We start from the raw sequence: 16,069 nt of genomic DNA, 5'->3' as shown, positions 1-16,069 counted from the left end.
TTTAAGATCGGCTTTTGTATTTAATACCTAAGGGAATGTGTGACTCAAGCTCCTAATTATTCATCTATTTGTATATTAAGACTCTCAGCCATTGGTGACGTATGTCATGGTGTGAGTGCAGTACAAGCTATTCAAAAAGCACATCCTAATGCAAAAATCACCTGGATTATTGGCAAAGTAGAAGCCATGTTACTTGCTGACTTACCGGGCGTTGAGCTGGTTGTGTTTGATAAAAAGCAAGGCAAAGCTGCACTTAAAAGCTTAAAACAACGCTTTAAAGGTCAAAAATTTGATGTGCTACTTAACATGCAAGTAGCACTAAGGGCTGGGTTTGTAGCGCGTTGTATTCCGGCAAAAGTAAAAATAGGGTTTGATTGGGCGCGTTCAAAAGAATTACACAGCTTATTTATTAATAAACGAATAGAGCCACAAGCCCAAGCGCATGTGCTTGAAGGTTTTAAAGGTTTTGCTAAAGTCATTGGTGTAGCTGATTATAAGCCGAGCTGGAACATGCCCTATACCGAGCAAGACCAAGCGGTTGCAGATGAGTTACTAACACCAGAGTACCTAACTAATAAACTATTAGTAATATCGCCAGCAGCAAGTAAAGCACAGCGTAATTGGCTCGCTGATCGTTATGCCACATTGGCTGATTATGCAAGCGAGCAAGGCTTTAAGGTGGTATTGACGGGTGGTCCAACAGAGCTTGAAATTAACCTAGCAAATAGCATTATTGAGCACAGCAACACGCCGATTTTAAACTTGGTGGGTAAAACAAAACTCAAAGAGTTGTTGTGCGTGTTAAAGCGTGGCAGCTTAGTGCTTGCGCCCGATACTGGCCCTGCGCATATGGCGGTGACAGTTGGTACGCCCGTTATAGGTTTGTATGCACATTCAAATCCAGCACGCACAGGTCCTTACTTATATCAAGACTACGTGGTAGAGGTTTATCATCAAAACTTGCTTAAGCAAACAGGTAAAACGGCAAAACAAGTCTCGTGGGGGACGCGCGTTAAAGGCGATGATTTAATGAGCCAAATTACGGTTGATGATGTAAAAGCGATGTTTGACCATGTTGCACAAAAAGAGTCTTTGTAATGAATAAGCAACAAAAAAATAAAGCGCTTTTTTTAGACCGCGATGGCGTGGTAAATGTTGATCATGGTTATGTGTATCAAAGCGATAAATTTGAATTTATTGACGGTGTTTTTAGCACTTGTAAAACATTTTATGATGCAGGCTATAAAATCATAATCGTCACTAATCAATCTGGAATCGGACGAGGTTATTACAGCGAAGCTGATTTTTTAGCACTAACACAATGGATGAAAGATCAATTTAGTGCCCACAGCATTGAAGTTACCGATGTGTATTTTTGCCCGCATCACCCTAAAAAAGCGCACCCTGAGTATTTGAAAGAGTGCAGTTGCAGAAAGCCTGCGCCAGGTATGTTATTGCAAGGTATAGAAGATCATCACATTGATCCTGCTTGCAGTATTATGGTGGGCGATAAACTCAGTGATATGCAGGCTGCGAAAAAAGCGGGCATTACGACTCGTGTTTTAGTGCGTTCGGGTCAAAGCTTTGACGAGAACGCCAAGCAAGAAGCTGATTTAATTATCGATTCTATAAGTAGTTTATCTGCACTTTTAAACACATAAATAAACAGCCTGTAAACTGGCAGGAATTCCTTCCAATTTATAGCGTTTGCGACGAACTGCAAACCGTGCATTTTACCCATTAAACTTTTACAATACCCCGCATAATAAACAGCCGCGTAAGTGCGGTTGTTTACCCGTTCAAATAGATGGAGAACCTAGATGAGAGCATCTGCTTTTTTTAGCCAGTTACAACAGCAAATTGAAGACGTAAAAACCGAAGGTTTGTATAAAAGCGAACGTATTATTAAGTCCCAGCAGCAAGCTCAAATCGAAGTTGCATCAGGTAAAGTAATCAACTTTTGTGCTAATAACTACTTAGGTTTAGCTAATAGCCCAGAGCTAATTGAAGCTGCGCAAAACGGTTTAAATAATCATGGTTTTGGTGTGGCGTCTGTTCGTTTTATTTGTGGCACGCAAGATATTCATAAAACACTAGAGCAAAAAATCAGTGAGTTTTTAGAAACAGAAGATACTATTTTATATTCTTCATGTTTTGACGCAAATACAGGTTTATTTGAAACCATTTTAGGCGCAGAAGATGCCATTATCTCTGATTCATTAAACCATGCATCAATTATCGATGGTGTACGTTTATGTAAAGCTAAGCGTTTTCGTTATGCAAATAACGACATGGCTGATCTTGAAAAGCAATTAATTGCAGCAGATGAAGCCGGTGCTAAAACAAAATTAATTGCTACCGATGGCGTGTTTTCTATGGACGGCGTTATCTGTAATTTAGAAGCAGTGTGCGACTTAGCCGATAAATACGATGCACTTGTAATGGTAGATGACTCTCACGCTGTTGGTTTTGTTGGCGAAAACGGTAAAGGTACACCTGAGTACTGTAATGTATTAGATCGTGTAGATATTATTACCGGCACTTTAGGTAAAGCGCTAGGTGGCGCATCAGGCGGCTATACATCAGGTAAAAAAGAAATTGTTGAATGGTTACGTCAGCGTTCACGCCCATACTTGTTCTCAAATTCATTAGCGCCTTCAATTGTTACTGCATCAATTAAAGTACTTGAAATGCTTGAAAATGGCGGCGAGCTGCGCGCTAAACTTTGGTCAAATGCTAAATATTTCCGTGAGCAAATGGAAGCTGCTGGTTTTACGTGTGCAGGTAAAGACCATGCAATTATCCCAGTCATGCTAGGAGATGCCAAAGTAGCCTCGTTAATGGCTGATAAGCTACTTGCTGAAGGCATTTATGTAACCGGTTTTTCATTCCCAGTAGTACCAAAAGGGCAGGCTCGTATTCGTACACAAATCTCAGCGGCGCATAGCATTGAACAACTTGATATTGCGATTGATGCATTTACCCGTATCGGTAAAGAAATGGGCGTTATTTAATTTTATTTTAAACCGACGCCTCGCTTCGGTTTTTTTAGTTGAGTGTGAATTATGAAAGCATTATCTAAATTAAAAGCAGAACCTGGTATTTGGATGACAGATGCACCAAAGCCAGAAGTGGGTCATAACGACTTACTAATTAAAATTCGTAAAACAGCTATTTGTGGTACCGATGTACATATTTACAAGTGGGACGAATGGGCAAGTAAAACCATTCCTACTCCAATGGTTGTTGGTCACGAATATGTGGGTGAAGTCGTCGATATGGGCCAAGAAGTTCGAGGCTTTAAAGTTGGCGACCGTGTATCAGGCGAAGGGCATATTACGTGCGGGCACTGTCGAAATTGCCGTGCAGGGCGTGTGCATTTATGCCGTAATACAACGGGAGTTGGCGTAAATCGTGAAGGTGCATTTGCTGAGTACTTAGTTATTCCTGCATTTAACGCATTTAAAATTCCAGATAATATATCTGACGAACTGGCTTCTATTTTCGACCCATTTGGTAACGCAGTTCATACCGCACTATCGTTTGATTTAGTTGGCGAAGATGTACTTATAACTGGTGCAGGCCCAATTGGTATTATGGCAGCAGCTGTTGCAAAGCATGTTGGTGCTCGCCATGTTGTTATTACCGACGTAAACGAATACCGTCTAGACTTAGCACGTAAAATGGGTGCATCACGCGCTGTAAACGTGGCAAACGAAAAGCTTGAAGATGTAATGAAAGAGCTAGGTATGACAGAGGGCTTTGATATTGGCCTTGAAATGTCAGGCGTACCAAGCGCGTTTAATTCAATGCTTAATAACATGAACCATGGCGGTAAAATTGCCATGCTAGGTATTCCACCATCAGATATGGCGGTTGACTGGAACCAAGTTATTTTTAAAGGCTTGGTGATTAAAGGTATTTACGGTCGCGAAATGTTTGAAACGTGGTACAAAATGGCAAGTTTGATTCAATCGGGTCTTGATTTGAATCCAATCATCACACATCAGTATTCTGTGGATGACTTCCAAGCTGGCTTTGATATGATGATTTCAGGCCAGTCAGGCAAAGTAATTTTAAACTGGGATTAGTTTTAAAAATTCTAGATAGGGCGGCTTAGGCCGCCTTTTTTATACTATTAATTAAAGAGACTCCAATGGCATTTAAACATATTTCTATAGCGCAAACGTTAGAGCTTTTAGATAAAGAAGACGTTGTAATTGCAGATATTCGCGATCCTAATTCGTATCAGGCTGGTCATATTCCAGGCTCTGAAGCGCTGTCTAACGGTAATATTGCGCAATTTATGATGGAAAAAGAGTTCGATCAGCCAATTATTATCGTGTGTTATCACGGGATGAGCTCTCAAGGTGCCGCTAGCTATTTAGTTGAGCAAGGTTTTGAAGACGTTTACAGTATGGATGGTGGTTTTACTGCTTGGGAAGCGGCTTATAGCGAGAAAGTAGAGCGATGATAGAGCTTGGCAGTTTAAATAACCCGCGCGCCGCACAGGGCTTTATAGATTATTTAAAAAGCCAAGGCCTAGATGCAAAGATACACTCAGCTGATGGCAGTAATGTCATTATTAGTGTGCTTGAGGAAGATTTTCATCAAGTGCAGCCGCTATGGGCTGAATTTACACAAAATCCTAATCATGAAAAATACCAGCAAGCATCATGGGATGTAGGCAGCACACAATCGCCGCTTAAATACCAAGGGCAGTCGCTTAATTTAATGGCGCGATTTAAAGCGCTTAGCTGGCTTAATCAAACGGTTAGTATATTGAGTATTGTTATTTATGTTGCTTTTTTATTGGGGGGATTTAATGAAATTTATACTATGCTGCAATTTAATCCATCGCAACCGCTTAGCTGGTTAACTCCCGCTCTTGTTCACTTTAGCGCGATGCATATTGTGTTTAACTTAATTTGGTGGATGTCGCTTGGTGATAATATCGAAAAGCAGTGTGGGAAATTAAGCTTAATCGGCTTATTTTTGGTGACTGCGCTTATTAGTAATTGGGCACAATATTTAATGGTTGGCCCGAATTTTGGCGGGCTAAGTGGCGTGGTGTATGGATTACTTGGTTTTTGTTGGATACATAGTTTTTTAAACCCTAACAAGCCTGCGTTAGTAAGTACGGCAATAGTTGGTTTTATGTTAGTTTGGTTAGTGCTTGGCTTTGCAGATGTATTGTTTGTAGGTATGGCTAATTGGGCGCACTTAGGTGGGTTAATAAGCGGTATTGCTTATGCCTACACCGCAAAAATATTTAACAAAAACAGTTAGCGTTAAAACCAATCCGCTTGATTATGGCCATTATTTAACTATTTATAAGAATTTACTCTGTTAAATTAAGCAATGCTTACGCGGATTGGTATCAATTACTAATGATATAAATACTTAGTAAACAACACTTCACGGATAATTTCGTGGCCAGTTTCTTCTTTTAACAAGCTTTTAAGTCTTTCGAAGCATTTAGCGCGTATTTCTTCGCGGCCAATAAGTGATTTTATTTTTTCTTCAGGTTCTTTTGATAATATTTCAACCAATGCGTCACGAAGTAAAGGCGTGTGGTGTTCTACAATCGCTATGTCTGATGTATCGGTCAGCATTAAATCCACAGTGACACGCACATAGCCCATTTTTTTACTCGAAACGCCAATGTAGTTAGTAATAATGTCAGGCTCAAAACCAAAATAACCAACGGTCGATTTTGCGTTTGCCGTTAAGCTTATAGCGCTCATTATTAGTGCAAAAAGACCTATGTATACTATTTTTTTCATATTTAAAGCGTTTCCGTAAATCTGTTACAAATAGTTTATACTTAATAAGTCCTAATAAACAGCGCCAAGCAATTATTTATATTAGTTATTTTAGGCTGCCGAATCATCACTTTTTCAAATGCATCGGCAATGTTATCATTACCTTGGATTTTATTTTATTGAGCTAATGTGACTACTTTCCCTATTTCTTTATCTGTTGATTGGTCTCCTGCTTCACAAGTAAGTGATTTATCTAATTCTGAGCACGATTGGCTGTTTGAATCGCATTCTTTAACGGCTAAATTAAAAAGTCATTCGCAATCCTTTAGTGTGAAAGTGCTTAGTGAGCAGGTTTTTGACTTATCAATACAGCAACAAAAATTACTTAATTGCACCTTAACATCAGCATTGAATCGCGAAGTGCTATTATTATGTGACGATAAGCCTATGGTATACGCGCAAAGTTGGCTGCCAGATAATCTATTACTAAAGCAATCAAAAAATCCTTTGCATAATATGGGAGAAAGGCCATTAGGCGATGTGATTTTTCAAGATCCAGAACTTGTTCGTAAAAATATAGAAATTGCGCGCTTTAATTCCATCCATCCATTACAGCAACTCGTGTCACAATTAAATTTGCCTAAGCAAACCTTACTAGGCAGACGCAGTGTATTTTCATTGCAAAGTTATAACTTTTTAGTCTGTGAAGTTTTTTTACCCGGAGCGTATTTGTACTCATGAAGCTAGCCCTTTTAAAAGCCAACCATATTCCTTATTACATACAGCTGATGCGTGTAGATAAGCCTATTGGTACGTTATTATTGCTTTGGCCAACATATTGGGCATTATGGTTTGCTAATAATGGCATGCCAAGCTTGGTTAATTTTGTTGTATTTACACTTGGCGTTATTGTAATGCGAAGTGCTGGATGTGTAATAAACGACTTTGCTGATAGAAAAATAGACGGCTCAGTAAAGCGCACAGCTCAGCGCCCACTGGCTTCAGGGGTCGTTAGTAATGGTGAAGCGCTTAGTTTATTTTTGCTGCTTATTGTACTCGCGTTTATTTTGGTATTAATGTTAAGTATTAATACTATTTTACTTTCTTTCGCAGCGCTGGCATTGGCATTTTGTTACCCGTTTATGAAACGCTACACACAGTTACCCCAAGTTGTACTCGGTGCCGCTTTTGGTTGGGCAATACCTATGGCTTACATGGCTTCAATAAATCAATTACCTATACAAGCTTGGTTGTTGTTTTTTGCAAATGTTTGTTGGACGGTGGCTTACGACACTATGTATGCCATGGTTGATAGGGACGATGATTTAAAAATAGGCGTTAAATCAACAGCTATCTTATTTGGTAGGTATGACCGCCATCTCATTTTTTTACTTAATGCGGTGTTTATTACGTTAGTTGCTTTTATAGGTTTAGTTAATGGGTTGTCTGTCCCCTTTGGAATTGGTTTGGGGGTAGCAGCGGGTTTATTAGTTTATCAACAAGTGCTTATCCATCATCGTGAACGAGATGCCTGCTTTAAAGCATTTTTAAATAACCACTATGTAGGCTTAGCTATTTTTATTGGTTTGTTGTTTTCATATCCAATAGCATTTTAAAGCCTCAATAAAGGTTGTTAAAATACGCTATTTTGAGCTATCGGGGTGGATCAATAATACCGCTAATAGATGCATTTTTTCTAAACCAACCAGCTATTGAGTAACGCTTGTTTATGGCTGGGAGTACCTCGTGAACAAAGCGCTCACTTTCAAATAGCACTAAGGTGCCAGCTGTGGGCTTAATAATGATTTCGATTTCTTTACTTTTATGTTTATAAATAACAAGTTCGCCGCCTTGAGCTGGCGTGTTTAAGTAGAGCACACTCGTTATAACCCTATTGGAGCGGCCTTTAAAAGCATCAACATGTTTTTTATAAAAATCACCCGACGTATATTTGGCATAATGGCATTCATAATCAAATAAGCCGATAAAAAACGTGCGATTGAGTGTCGTTTTAATGTTTTCCATTATAGCTTGATAAGCTACTTGAGCTTGTGAAGTGCCATCAAACCAATAGGTTTTATCTTTGCGAATACTATCGTCTACTTGTAAATTATTTAAACGACCAATACCAGCAAGTGTAAAATGCGGGTTTATACGATAACAATCTGCCATTAAATCGCTAATAAGTCGTTCATCAATAGCTTGATGAATAACACTGTAACCTTGCAATTCTATTTCAGTTAAATAATTGTCGTAGGCTAAGAGGTTGAGCATTTATGTCAGCTGTTTTTTTTAAGGTGCGACAGTGTAGCCGAAAAGATATCAAAAGCTACCACTTTTATGTCGCATAGTTCTTAAAAACAGCGTTGTTTCAGTAACCTGAACTCTGGATAATAAATTCATCTCAAACCGCTATTATCAGTGCTAACTGCGTTGAATTTACTTGCAATAGGCCCGCTATTGATACGTAAATTCGCCTTGTTTTCACTGATAATCACTGGTTAGAGAAAGATAAGCTTACATGTTTTACATTTCAATATGTTAATGAATCTCTTAACCAGAGTTTAGGTTACGTAATCGCCGTTGCTGCCTTTTTGATCAGCGATAACAAGTGCTCTACATGTTCGCCAACAGCTGTTTTTTGGCTTGTTTGCACAACCAATTGTTCATGGCTTACATCTTTATTAGTTTTTAATTGAACCAGTTCAGAATGTTCGGCGACTGTGTTTGCATGCTCAATACTTGCAATAGCAAAATGATCAGACTTAGCAAGGCCAACCATCACCTGATCAATATTACCCACTTTAATACTTGACGATTTATTCAAAGAATCAATCGCTTCATTTAACATCGTTTGCACTTGCTTTGATTGGGAAAAGCAGCCAAACATAGGGTATTTATCTAAGTCACGCTTACTAATATCATTTTGATGAGCAAGTGGGTGATTATTAGAAACGAATAAGATGAGTTGATCTGGTAAATGTATATCACTGCCTATGCTATTAACTGCTTGGGAGTAAACACTAATGTCTATTTCACCTTGCTGCAGTTTACGGCTAAGTTCGTGCTGCTCTTGCAGTTGCATCTCTATTTTTACATGAGGGTATTGTGCTAAAAATTGCCCACAAGAAATAGGAACTATACTGCTTGCTGTATTAGTGTAGCCAATCACGAGTTTTTCATCAGGGCTGCCATTAGCTGATTGAAAAATACGTTTTTTGGTTAGCTCTAGTTCACAGAGGGTGTTTTGGGCGTATTCAAGAAAAAGTTCACCCTCAGGAGTCAGTTTTACTGAACGAGTAGAGCGCTTTACTAATTTATATCCAATTTCATCTTCAAGAGTTTGAATGCTGCGGGTCAGTGCTGAAGTACTTATTTTAGTTTGCTCTGCTGCTTGTCTAAAATGACGTAATACGCCAAGCGCTAAAAATTGCTCTAATTGTTCAAATCTCACTCTATAGTCCCTTTTTATAAGTAAGCTGTAAATTGTGCACACATCAATTATATTAAGTTTAGCTGCGTGGCTAAAAAATTAATATTTGATGTATTTACAATTTTTGGGAATCCCTTTTATATCTCAATATCTAACCGTTAAAAGTTTACTTTTTATTCATCCAATATAAGTAAATAATAAAAAATATTTTTAAAATTAGATTAATAGTCATCTTACATTAAGTTAACCATTCGATTTAATGAAAAAGTATGCCACAAATAAGGGTACTGATTAAAGCACAATTTATAAATAATTGAGTGAAAAATGACTTGTATCAGTTTTTACTTAACAAAATTACGGTTAATACGATTACTAAGAGGTTTATTCTCAATGCTTTGTAATTCTATTTCGATCGCATCGCATGAAATATAGATCTCAAACAAGGAAGTTAAGAGTGACAAGCTTAGGCAGGTCAAACTAATACCAAACAAAATAATACCGGTTGTATTAAATTCAATAAACAAAGCGAACATAGACAGTGTGCACAATAAAAATGCAGCTACGCCATATACCTGCATTGTTCTTATTAGGTTTATCCGTTTTCTTAAATTAGTAATTTGAGCAACTACAACTGGGCGAATTGATTCGCCTTCACGGGCATTTAACTCCCTAATTAATTGCGCTAGCACTAAAAATCGGTTTGTATAGGCTAGTAATAATAGTGATATCGCTGGAAAAAGTAGGCCTGGGGTTGTGAGTGTCATGTTTATTCCTTAGAAAGTGCAGCATGCAAGTAGCGCAGATATTGTTAACATAAAATAAATGAGGTGGATATTGCAAAATATTAATAATAGCAGTTCAACAGATAGTGCTTTTCAATGGGTTACAATATACAAAGCTGAAAATACCCTTGAAGCTAATATTATTAAAGGTTTAATACTCGCAAGTGGGATTGAATGTAAAATTGCAGGTGAAATGCTACAAGGAGCTATCGGTGAGATACCATTTGAACAGACACAGGTTAGTGTGCAGGTTTATGTGATAAAAGAGCGCCATGCGCGGCAAATATTGGTAAACTATCAACAAGTAAAACAATCAGCTCCAGACTGGGTATGCCCTAACTGCAATGAGCATAATGGATCAACATTTGATTTTTGTTGGTCGTGTGAGACGTTAAAAAATGACTAAAGCAAATAATTTTCAGCGCATTAGAGAGCTAAACTATTTACAAAAAGCCGTTTTAGCGAGTGCTTTAATAGAGCGCATGCTACCAAATTACGGTTTATTTAGCGAGGCAACTGGGTTTGGTGATGAAACCTTGTTACGTAGTTCGCTTAATGTTTGTTGGGAAAAAATATTACTGCCTAAAAGTAAAATAGATCTCGAAAAACAAGTTGAAAAAATAGAACCAAATGTTCCTGAACTTGCTGATTTTGATATGTTTGGTACTTACCCTGCAATTGATGCTGCTACCTCTTTACTTAGTTTAATGCATGGTTTAATGGCGCAAGATGAGCAAGAGTTCATTAGTGTGAGTAAAATATCGCAAGCTACCGTTGCGCGCTTTATTGAATATCAAATGACCGTTGAAGGTGAAGTTGCAGATAATAAAGCAGTGAGAGAGCATCCACTAATGCAATACGAAATTGAAGTATTGGGTGAGCTAATTGATTTTGTAGAAAACATGGGGCGTATTACCTCTGAAAGCGTAAAGGCGCTTAAAAAGTTTGCCCTAGAAGATGGCCAAACCAATATTGGCCTAGCGTTATAAAAACAGCGAAGTGAAATTTTAAAGGCAGGAGAAGTACAGTGCGAATTTTAGGCATTGAGTCGTCGTGTGATGAAACAGGTATTGCGATATATGATGACGAAAAAGGCTTATTAGCTCATCAGCTATACAGTCAAGTAAAAGTACATGCCGATTATGGGGGCGTAGTACCTGAGCTCGCATCGCGCGATCATGTTCGAAAAACGCTACCGCTTATAGACGCAGCTTTTGCGCAAGCGGGTTGTGGTCCCGAAGACTTAGATGGCATCGCCTATACAGCGGGGCCTGGCCTAGTAGGGGCATTATTAGTTGGCACCTCTATTGGTCGCTCGCTTGCATACGGTTGGGATATTCCAGCTGTTGCAGTGCATCATATGGAAGGGCACTTACTCGCCCCAATGCTTGAAGAAAATGTACCAGAGTTCCCGTTTATTGCATTGCTTGTATCGGGCGGTCATACCATGATGGTAAAAGTGGCTGGTATTGGTCAATACGAAGTACTCGGTGAGTCAGTTGATGATGCCGCAGGCGAGGCCTTTGATAAAACGGCTAAGTTACTTGGTCTGGACTATCCAGGTGGTCCGCGCTTAGCTAAAATGGCTGAGCAAGGTGTTGCTAAACGCTTTGTATTTCCTCGGCCAATGACCGATAAACCCGGTCTTGATTTTAGTTTTAGTGGTCTAAAAACGGCCGCCTCTATTACTATTCGTGAAAGTGACGATGACGAGCAGACCAAAGCCGATATAGCTCATGCATTTCAAACCGCAGTTATTGATACCCTTGTTATTAAATGTAAGCGTGCGCTCAAACAAACGGGCATTAAACGTTTAGTAATTGCAGGTGGAGTGAGCGCCAATACGCAGCTTCGACTGCAGCTTGAGCGTGTTATGAAAGGTATGAAAGGTGAGGTGTTTTATCCTCGCACTGAATTTTGTACCGACAATGGTGCTATGATTGCTTATGCAGGTATGCAGCGTTTAAAGGCTGGCCAATTTGCAAGTCTTGATATGAAAACAAAGCCACGTTGGCCAATAGACAGTCTTGAGCCGATTTAATGACTCATATTTTAGATATTTTTGTTTTCATCAGTGGGTGCTTTTTTAGCGCCCACCTTTGGTTCATCACCACTAAATAAACGAACAATATTAGTGCGATGACGAAAAATAATTAATAGCGTTATAAATACAACTGGAAGCGTATAAAGAGGTTTTATTAACCAAGTGTAAAGAGGGGCTAGCGATACGGTAACTAATGCGGCAAGTGATGAATAACGTGTTATTGCAACAATAACAAGCCAAGTACATACCAGCAAACCAGCTAGTGATAAGCCAATAGGCAATAATGAACCGAACGCAGTTGCTACAGCTTTACCGCCCTTAAAGCTAAAAAATACAGGGTACATATGTCCTAAACAAGCACCTACGGCGACTAACCCAAGCGCTAAAGGTTCCAGCTCTAAAAAGTAAGCCCCCCAAACCGGAATAGTGCCTTTTAAAATATCAAAAACCAAAACAAGGCATGCGGGCAATGTTCCGCCTAGTCGGTAAACATTTGTAGCGCCGGGGTTGTTAGAACCGTTAGTACGAGGATCAGGAAGTTTGAATAGCCGTGACACTAATATAGCCGATGAAATCGACCCGAGTAAATAAGCTAAAACAAACATCAAAATGGCTAACACACGCTTCCTTACTTTTTTATCATTATACTAATCACATTTAATGCAATTAGCATTGCTTTTGGGCTATTATTGGCGGCAAAATTTATCGTAAAAAATTATTATGCTTCTTTAATTATTAGCTAATCTAGCTATTTCGTTATTGTAGAAGGATTTTTTACATATTTAAACACTGATTAAAGCATAGGCAGTATTAATTTTATTAATGCTTAATATCACTATTCAGTCGTTTTTGTCATTTGGAGTATCAATGGACAAGGTATTTATATCTCAATTGCACGTCGACACCATTATTGGAGTGTACGACTTTGAAAAAGAAAGTAAACAGAGCCTTTATTTTGATATTGAAATGCTTAGTGATATTAAGCCCGCAGCAGCCAATGATGACATTAATTTAGCACTTGATTATTCAAAGGTGAGTGAACGAGTTATTGAACACAGCACCGCTAAGCCTGTTGAATTACTTGAAACGCTAGTGGAGCAGCTAGCAGATATTATTTTGACTGAATTTAATACCCCGCAAGTAACTATTAGAGTGAGTAAGCCCGCAGCTGTAGCACAAGCACGAACGGTTGGTGTTGAAATTACACGCGCTAAGGTAAGTAACTAAATGGCGCAGATTTATATCAGCCTTGGGTCAAATATAAATAAAGCGCATTATATTCAATGTGCATTAATCGCACTTAAGCAGCATTTTAAAAACCTCGTGCATTCGTCTGTTTTTGAAAGTGAAGCGGTGGGGTTTGCTGGCAATAATTTTTATAACTCAGTGGTTGCTGCTACAACTGATATGCCCTTGGCCGACGTATGTACTTTACTAAAAAAAATAGAACGAGATAATGGCCGTACCGCAAACGATAAAAAGTTTAGCCCACGAACACTCGATTTAGATTTACTGTTTTATGATGACGTAATTAGCGACTCCCCAGCGCAATTACCTCGTGATGAAATAACTAAAAATGCATTTGTATTGCAGCCACTAAGTGAAGTGGCCCCAAATTTTTACCATCCAGTGGCCAAGCAAACAATTGCCCAGTTATGGAATGCGTATAATAACCCTCAACAAAAACTATGGAAGGTGGAGTTTTCTAACCCATGAGTATTATCGAAATAATTATTTTAGCCCTTATTCAAGGATTCACTGAATTTTTACCTATATCGAGTTCAGCGCATTTAATTCTACCATCACAAATTTTAGGCTGGGAAGATCAAGGACTCGCGTTTGATGTGGCGGTACATGTTGGTACTTTAATCGCAGTGGTTATTTATTTTCGTAAAGAGGTGGCCGATATACTCAGTGCGTGGTTTAAATCATTTGGCGCGCAAGGTACTACTGATGACAGTAAATTAGGCTGGTGGATAATTTTAGGGACTGTCCCCGCTGCTGTTTTAGGTTTGTTGTTAAAAGATTTAATCGAGTTGTACTTACGCAGCGCATGGATTATTGCTGCAACAACCATCGTATTTGGTTTACTACTTTGGTACGCCGATGCAAAAGGTAAACAAATTAAAACTATTTACCAACTTAATTGGAAAACAGCGCTCATTATTGGTTTTGCACAAGCTGTTGCAATGATCCCAGGTACTTCACGTTCAGGTATAACAATGACTGCAGGTTTAATGCTGGGCATGAATAAACAAAGCGCTGCACGTTTCTCATTTTTATTAGCTATTCCTATCATCTCTATGATGGGGCTATATTACACAGCAGAGCTTGCGTTAGGCGATCATATTGTTGATTGGAATACGTTATTGCTAGGTGTGGTGCTATCGTTCTTGTCGGCTTATGCATGTATATTTATGTTTTTAAAAGTCATAGAGCGAATGGGGATGCTGCCATTTGTAATATATCGCTTATTACTGGGTGTAGGCTTGATTATATTTTTAACGATGTAGTAAATTATCGAATAACAAAAAAGCCTTCTGACTAAGAAGGCTTTTTTGTTATTAAGTGGTCATTTTGGCACGAGTGAAATGCTTACTCGCAATGGTAACTAAGCGCGAATTTTGGCATCATAGCGCCATTAAACTTTGCACCGCAGTAAAGTAGTCACACGATTTAAGGAAAGTATATGCATATACATATTTTGGGCATTTGTGGCACGTTTATGGGGGGGATTGCTGCCATTGCTACATCACTTGGGCATAAAGTAACAGGTTCTGATCAAAACGTTTATCCACCAATGAGCACGCAGCTGCAAGAACTCGGCATTGAATTAACTCAAGGCTATGACGTATCTCAATTAGATCCAAAGCCTGATATGGTGGTTATTGGTAATGCAATGAGCCGTGGTAACCCATGTGTAGAATATGTACTTGATAAAAGCCTGCCTTATACTTCAGGACCTGAGTGGCTAAAGCATAATTTATTACAAGACTCATGGGTGCTTGCTGTCGCCGGTACGCATGGTAAAACAACCACAGCAAGTATGTTAGCGTGGGTATTAGAATATGCGGGCTTAAAGCCTGGGTTTTTAATTGGTGGCATAGTGCAAAACTTTGGTGTGTCAGCGAAAGTGGGCGAAACGCCATTTTTCGTTATCGAAGCGGATGAATACGATACCGCTTTTTTTGATAAACGCAGTAAGTTTGTACACTACCTTCCGCGTACGCTTATTTTAAACAATCTTGAATTTGATCATGCTGATATTTTTGAAGATTTAAACGCAATAAAAAAACAATTTCATCACTTAATGCGTACATTACCTCAAAGTGGCAAAGTAATTTGGCCAAAGCAAGACGTAGCGCTTAATGATGTAATAACACAAGGGCTTTGGAGTGAAAGCGAAACCCTAGGGGATGACTGGGGCTATGAATTAATAAAAGCAGATGGTAGTGAGTTTAATGTACTTTTAAACAATGAAAAGCAAGGCACTGTTTGCTGGCAAGCAATAGGCGAGCATAACGTTAAAAATGCGATTATGAGCATTGCTGCTGCGCGTCATGTGGGTATTGCGATTGACCATAGTATTGATGCGTTAGGGGAGTTTATTAGCCCGAAAAGGCGCATGGAGCTAAAGGCTGATATAAATAATATTAAAGTGTATGACGACTTTGCGCATCACCCAACAGCAATTAAAACAACGCTAGCAGGACTGCGCGCTAAAGTAGGCGATGAAAAAATTATCGCTATTTTAGAGCCACGCTCAAACACCATGAAAATGGGCGTGCACCAATATACATTATTAGATTCACTACGTGATGCTGACGACGTGCTACTTTTTGAGCCAGAGAATCTAAATTGGTCGCTAAAAGAGCAAGCAGATAAAGCCGATATGCAGTGCTTTAGCAGTACACAAACAATTATTGATACAGTGCTCGAAAATATTGAGCCTAATCAACATATTTTAATTATGAGCAATGGCGGTTTTAATGGTCTTCATCAACACCTTGTTGATGGTTTAGCTGCTAAATACAGCGGAGAATAA

20 protein-coding genes are annotated in these 16,069 nt (G+C 38.9%); 15 read left to right on the top strand and 5 right to left on the bottom strand.

The window, feature by feature from the left end; translation table 11 throughout:
- Window positions 1-39: 39 nt before the first annotated feature.
- From PALI_RS13250 to glpG, 6 genes are all read left to right on the top strand, one after another.
- Entirely contained in the window at window positions 40-1,098 is a 1,059-nt protein-coding gene (locus tag PALI_RS13250; protein ID WP_193156135.1) for a glycosyltransferase family 9 protein, read from the top strand.
- Window positions 1,098-1,661: a D-glycero-beta-D-manno-heptose 1,7-bisphosphate 7-phosphatase gene (gene gmhB / locus PALI_RS13245; RefSeq protein WP_193156134.1), complete on the top strand. Its 564-nt coding sequence runs from the start codon at window positions 1,098-1,100 to the stop codon at window positions 1,659-1,661. The genes PALI_RS13250 and gmhB overlap by 1 nt, the downstream gene beginning before the upstream one ends.
- Before the next feature lie 159 nt (window positions 1,662-1,820).
- Window positions 1,821-3,014 (top strand): glycine C-acetyltransferase, encoded by a 1,194-nt coding sequence (locus PALI_RS13240; protein ID WP_193156133.1) that lies wholly within the window; start codon window positions 1,821-1,823, stop codon window positions 3,012-3,014.
- 51 nt (window positions 3,015-3,065) lie between these two features.
- A complete protein-coding gene (tdh, locus tag PALI_RS13235) occupies window positions 3,066-4,091 on the top strand; it encodes an L-threonine 3-dehydrogenase (protein WP_002961053.1) in 1,026 nt (341 codons plus the stop codon).
- Between the two features lie 65 nt (window positions 4,092-4,156).
- Entirely contained in the window at window positions 4,157-4,474 is a 318-nt protein-coding gene (gene glpE, locus PALI_RS13230) for a thiosulfate sulfurtransferase GlpE (RefSeq protein WP_077537084.1), read from the top strand.
- Entirely contained in the window at window positions 4,471-5,289 is an 819-nt protein-coding gene (glpG, locus tag PALI_RS13225; RefSeq protein WP_193156132.1) for a rhomboid family intramembrane serine protease GlpG, read from the top strand. The genes glpE and glpG overlap by 4 nt, the downstream gene beginning before the upstream one ends.
- A gap of 98 nt (window positions 5,290-5,387) precedes the next feature.
- On the opposite strand, the gene PALI_RS13220 is transcribed toward glpG, so the two are convergent.
- Window positions 5,388-5,786 (bottom strand): flagellar basal body-associated protein FliL, encoded by a 399-nt coding sequence (locus tag PALI_RS13220; protein WP_077537086.1) that lies wholly within the window; start codon window positions 5,784-5,786, stop codon window positions 5,388-5,390.
- Between the two features lie 168 nt (window positions 5,787-5,954).
- Here PALI_RS13220 and PALI_RS13215 point away from each other — a divergent pair, with 168 nt between their 5' ends.
- Both PALI_RS13215 and ubiA read left to right on the top strand, forming a co-directional pair.
- A complete protein-coding gene (locus PALI_RS13215; protein ID WP_077537087.1) occupies window positions 5,955-6,506 on the top strand; it encodes a chorismate--pyruvate lyase family protein in 552 nt (183 codons plus the stop codon).
- Window positions 6,503-7,381, top strand: a complete 879-nt coding sequence (gene ubiA / locus PALI_RS13210) for a 4-hydroxybenzoate octaprenyltransferase (RefSeq protein WP_138584888.1) — start codon at window positions 6,503-6,505, stop codon at window positions 7,379-7,381. The genes PALI_RS13215 and ubiA overlap by 4 nt, the downstream gene beginning before the upstream one ends.
- A 37-nt stretch (window positions 7,382-7,418) precedes the next feature.
- Here the strand turns inward: ubiA and PALI_RS13205 are convergent, their stop codons facing one another.
- The 3 genes from PALI_RS13205 to PALI_RS13195 form a co-directional block, all read right to left on the bottom strand.
- Entirely contained in the window at window positions 7,419-8,039 is a 621-nt protein-coding gene (locus tag PALI_RS13205) for a 2OG-Fe(II) oxygenase (RefSeq protein ID WP_193156131.1), read from the bottom strand.
- A gap of 295 nt (window positions 8,040-8,334) precedes the next feature.
- On the bottom strand, window positions 8,335-9,219 hold the full coding sequence (locus tag PALI_RS13200) for a LysR family transcriptional regulator (RefSeq protein WP_077537090.1): 885 nt from the start codon (window positions 9,217-9,219) through the stop codon (window positions 8,335-8,337).
- 320 nt (window positions 9,220-9,539) lie between these two features.
- Window positions 9,540-9,962 carry a DUF2721 domain-containing protein gene (locus PALI_RS13195; protein WP_077537091.1) on the bottom strand — a complete coding sequence of 141 codons (423 nt, stop codon included), beginning with the start codon at window positions 9,960-9,962 and terminating at the stop codon, window positions 9,540-9,542.
- A gap of 70 nt (window positions 9,963-10,032) precedes the next feature.
- Here PALI_RS13195 and PALI_RS13190 point away from each other — a divergent pair, with 70 nt between their 5' ends.
- From PALI_RS13190 to tsaD, 3 genes are read left to right on the top strand one after another with little or no spacing between them, the layout of a single operon-like run.
- A complete protein-coding gene (locus PALI_RS13190) occupies window positions 10,033-10,386 on the top strand; it encodes a putative signal transducing protein (RefSeq protein ID WP_138584664.1) in 354 nt (117 codons plus the stop codon).
- Entirely contained in the window at window positions 10,379-10,969 is a 591-nt protein-coding gene (locus PALI_RS13185; protein WP_138584663.1) for a YjaG family protein, read from the top strand. The genes PALI_RS13190 and PALI_RS13185 overlap by 8 nt, the downstream gene beginning before the upstream one ends.
- Window positions 10,970-11,007: 38 nt before the next feature.
- Entirely contained in the window at window positions 11,008-12,021 is a 1,014-nt protein-coding gene (gene tsaD / locus PALI_RS13180) for a tRNA (adenosine(37)-N6)-threonylcarbamoyltransferase complex transferase subunit TsaD (protein WP_193156130.1), read from the top strand.
- An 11-nt stretch (window positions 12,022-12,032) separates the two neighbouring features.
- On the opposite strand, the gene plsY is transcribed toward tsaD, so the two are convergent.
- Complete coding sequence (gene plsY, locus PALI_RS13175; RefSeq protein WP_193156129.1) at window positions 12,033-12,644, bottom strand: glycerol-3-phosphate 1-O-acyltransferase PlsY; 612 nt, start codon at window positions 12,642-12,644, stop codon at window positions 12,033-12,035.
- A 247-nt stretch (window positions 12,645-12,891) separates the two neighbouring features.
- Between plsY and folB the strand changes: the two genes are divergently transcribed.
- From folB to mpl, 4 genes are all read left to right on the top strand, one after another.
- A complete protein-coding gene (gene folB, locus PALI_RS13170; RefSeq protein WP_138584661.1) occupies window positions 12,892-13,251 on the top strand; it encodes a dihydroneopterin aldolase in 360 nt (119 codons plus the stop codon).
- Complete coding sequence (folK, locus tag PALI_RS13165; protein ID WP_193156128.1) at window positions 13,252-13,740, top strand: 2-amino-4-hydroxy-6-hydroxymethyldihydropteridine diphosphokinase; 489 nt, start codon at window positions 13,252-13,254, stop codon at window positions 13,738-13,740.
- A complete protein-coding gene (locus tag PALI_RS13160; protein ID WP_138584659.1) occupies window positions 13,737-14,537 on the top strand; it encodes an undecaprenyl-diphosphate phosphatase in 801 nt (266 codons plus the stop codon). Before folK ends, PALI_RS13160 begins: the two co-directional genes overlap by 4 nt.
- A gap of 176 nt (window positions 14,538-14,713) precedes the next feature.
- Window positions 14,714-16,069, top strand: coding sequence for a UDP-N-acetylmuramate:L-alanyl-gamma-D-glutamyl-meso-diaminopimelate ligase (gene mpl / locus PALI_RS13155; protein WP_193156127.1), 1,356 nt, complete (start codon window positions 14,714-14,716; stop codon window positions 16,067-16,069).

The sequence above is a fragment of the Pseudoalteromonas aliena SW19 genome (assembly GCF_014905615.1).
Taxonomy (GTDB): domain Bacteria; phylum Pseudomonadota; class Gammaproteobacteria; order Enterobacterales; family Alteromonadaceae; genus Pseudoalteromonas; species Pseudoalteromonas aliena.
Note: the sequence above shows the minus strand (reverse complement) of the source record. Positions and strands in the feature narration are given on the sequence as shown.

Bases quoted from the DNA above. Each gene is read 5' to 3' on its own strand.
- gmhB (WP_193156134.1), top strand. From the start codon at position 1,098: ATGAATAAGCAACAAAAAAATAAAGCGCTTTTTTTAGACCGCGATGGC.
- PALI_RS13240 (WP_193156133.1), top strand. From the start codon at position 1,821: ATGAGAGCATCTGCTTTTTTTAGCCAGTTACAACAGCAAATTGAAGAC.
- tdh (WP_002961053.1), top strand. From the start codon at position 3,066: ATGAAAGCATTATCTAAATTAAAAGCAGAACCTGGTATTTGGATGACA.
- glpE (WP_077537084.1), top strand. From the start codon at position 4,157: ATGGCATTTAAACATATTTCTATAGCGCAAACGTTAGAGCTTTTAGAT.
- glpG (WP_193156132.1), top strand. From the start codon at position 4,471: ATGATAGAGCTTGGCAGTTTAAATAACCCGCGCGCCGCACAGGGCTTT.
- PALI_RS13220 (WP_077537086.1), bottom strand. From the start codon at position 5,786: ATGAAAAAAATAGTATACATAGGTCTTTTTGCACTAATAATGAGCGCT.
- ubiA (WP_138584888.1), top strand. From the start codon at position 6,503: ATGAAGCTAGCCCTTTTAAAAGCCAACCATATTCCTTATTACATACAG.
- PALI_RS13205 (WP_193156131.1), bottom strand. From the start codon at position 8,039: ATGCTCAACCTCTTAGCCTACGACAATTATTTAACTGAAATAGAATTG.
- PALI_RS13195 (WP_077537091.1), bottom strand. From the start codon at position 9,962: ATGACACTCACAACCCCAGGCCTACTTTTTCCAGCGATATCACTATTA.
- PALI_RS13185 (WP_138584663.1), top strand. From the start codon at position 10,379: ATGACTAAAGCAAATAATTTTCAGCGCATTAGAGAGCTAAACTATTTA.
- folB (WP_138584661.1), top strand. From the start codon at position 12,892: ATGGACAAGGTATTTATATCTCAATTGCACGTCGACACCATTATTGGA.
- folK (WP_193156128.1), top strand. From the start codon at position 13,252: ATGGCGCAGATTTATATCAGCCTTGGGTCAAATATAAATAAAGCGCAT.
- PALI_RS13160 (WP_138584659.1), top strand. From the start codon at position 13,737: ATGAGTATTATCGAAATAATTATTTTAGCCCTTATTCAAGGATTCACT.
- mpl (WP_193156127.1), top strand. From the start codon at position 14,714: ATGCATATACATATTTTGGGCATTTGTGGCACGTTTATGGGGGGGATT.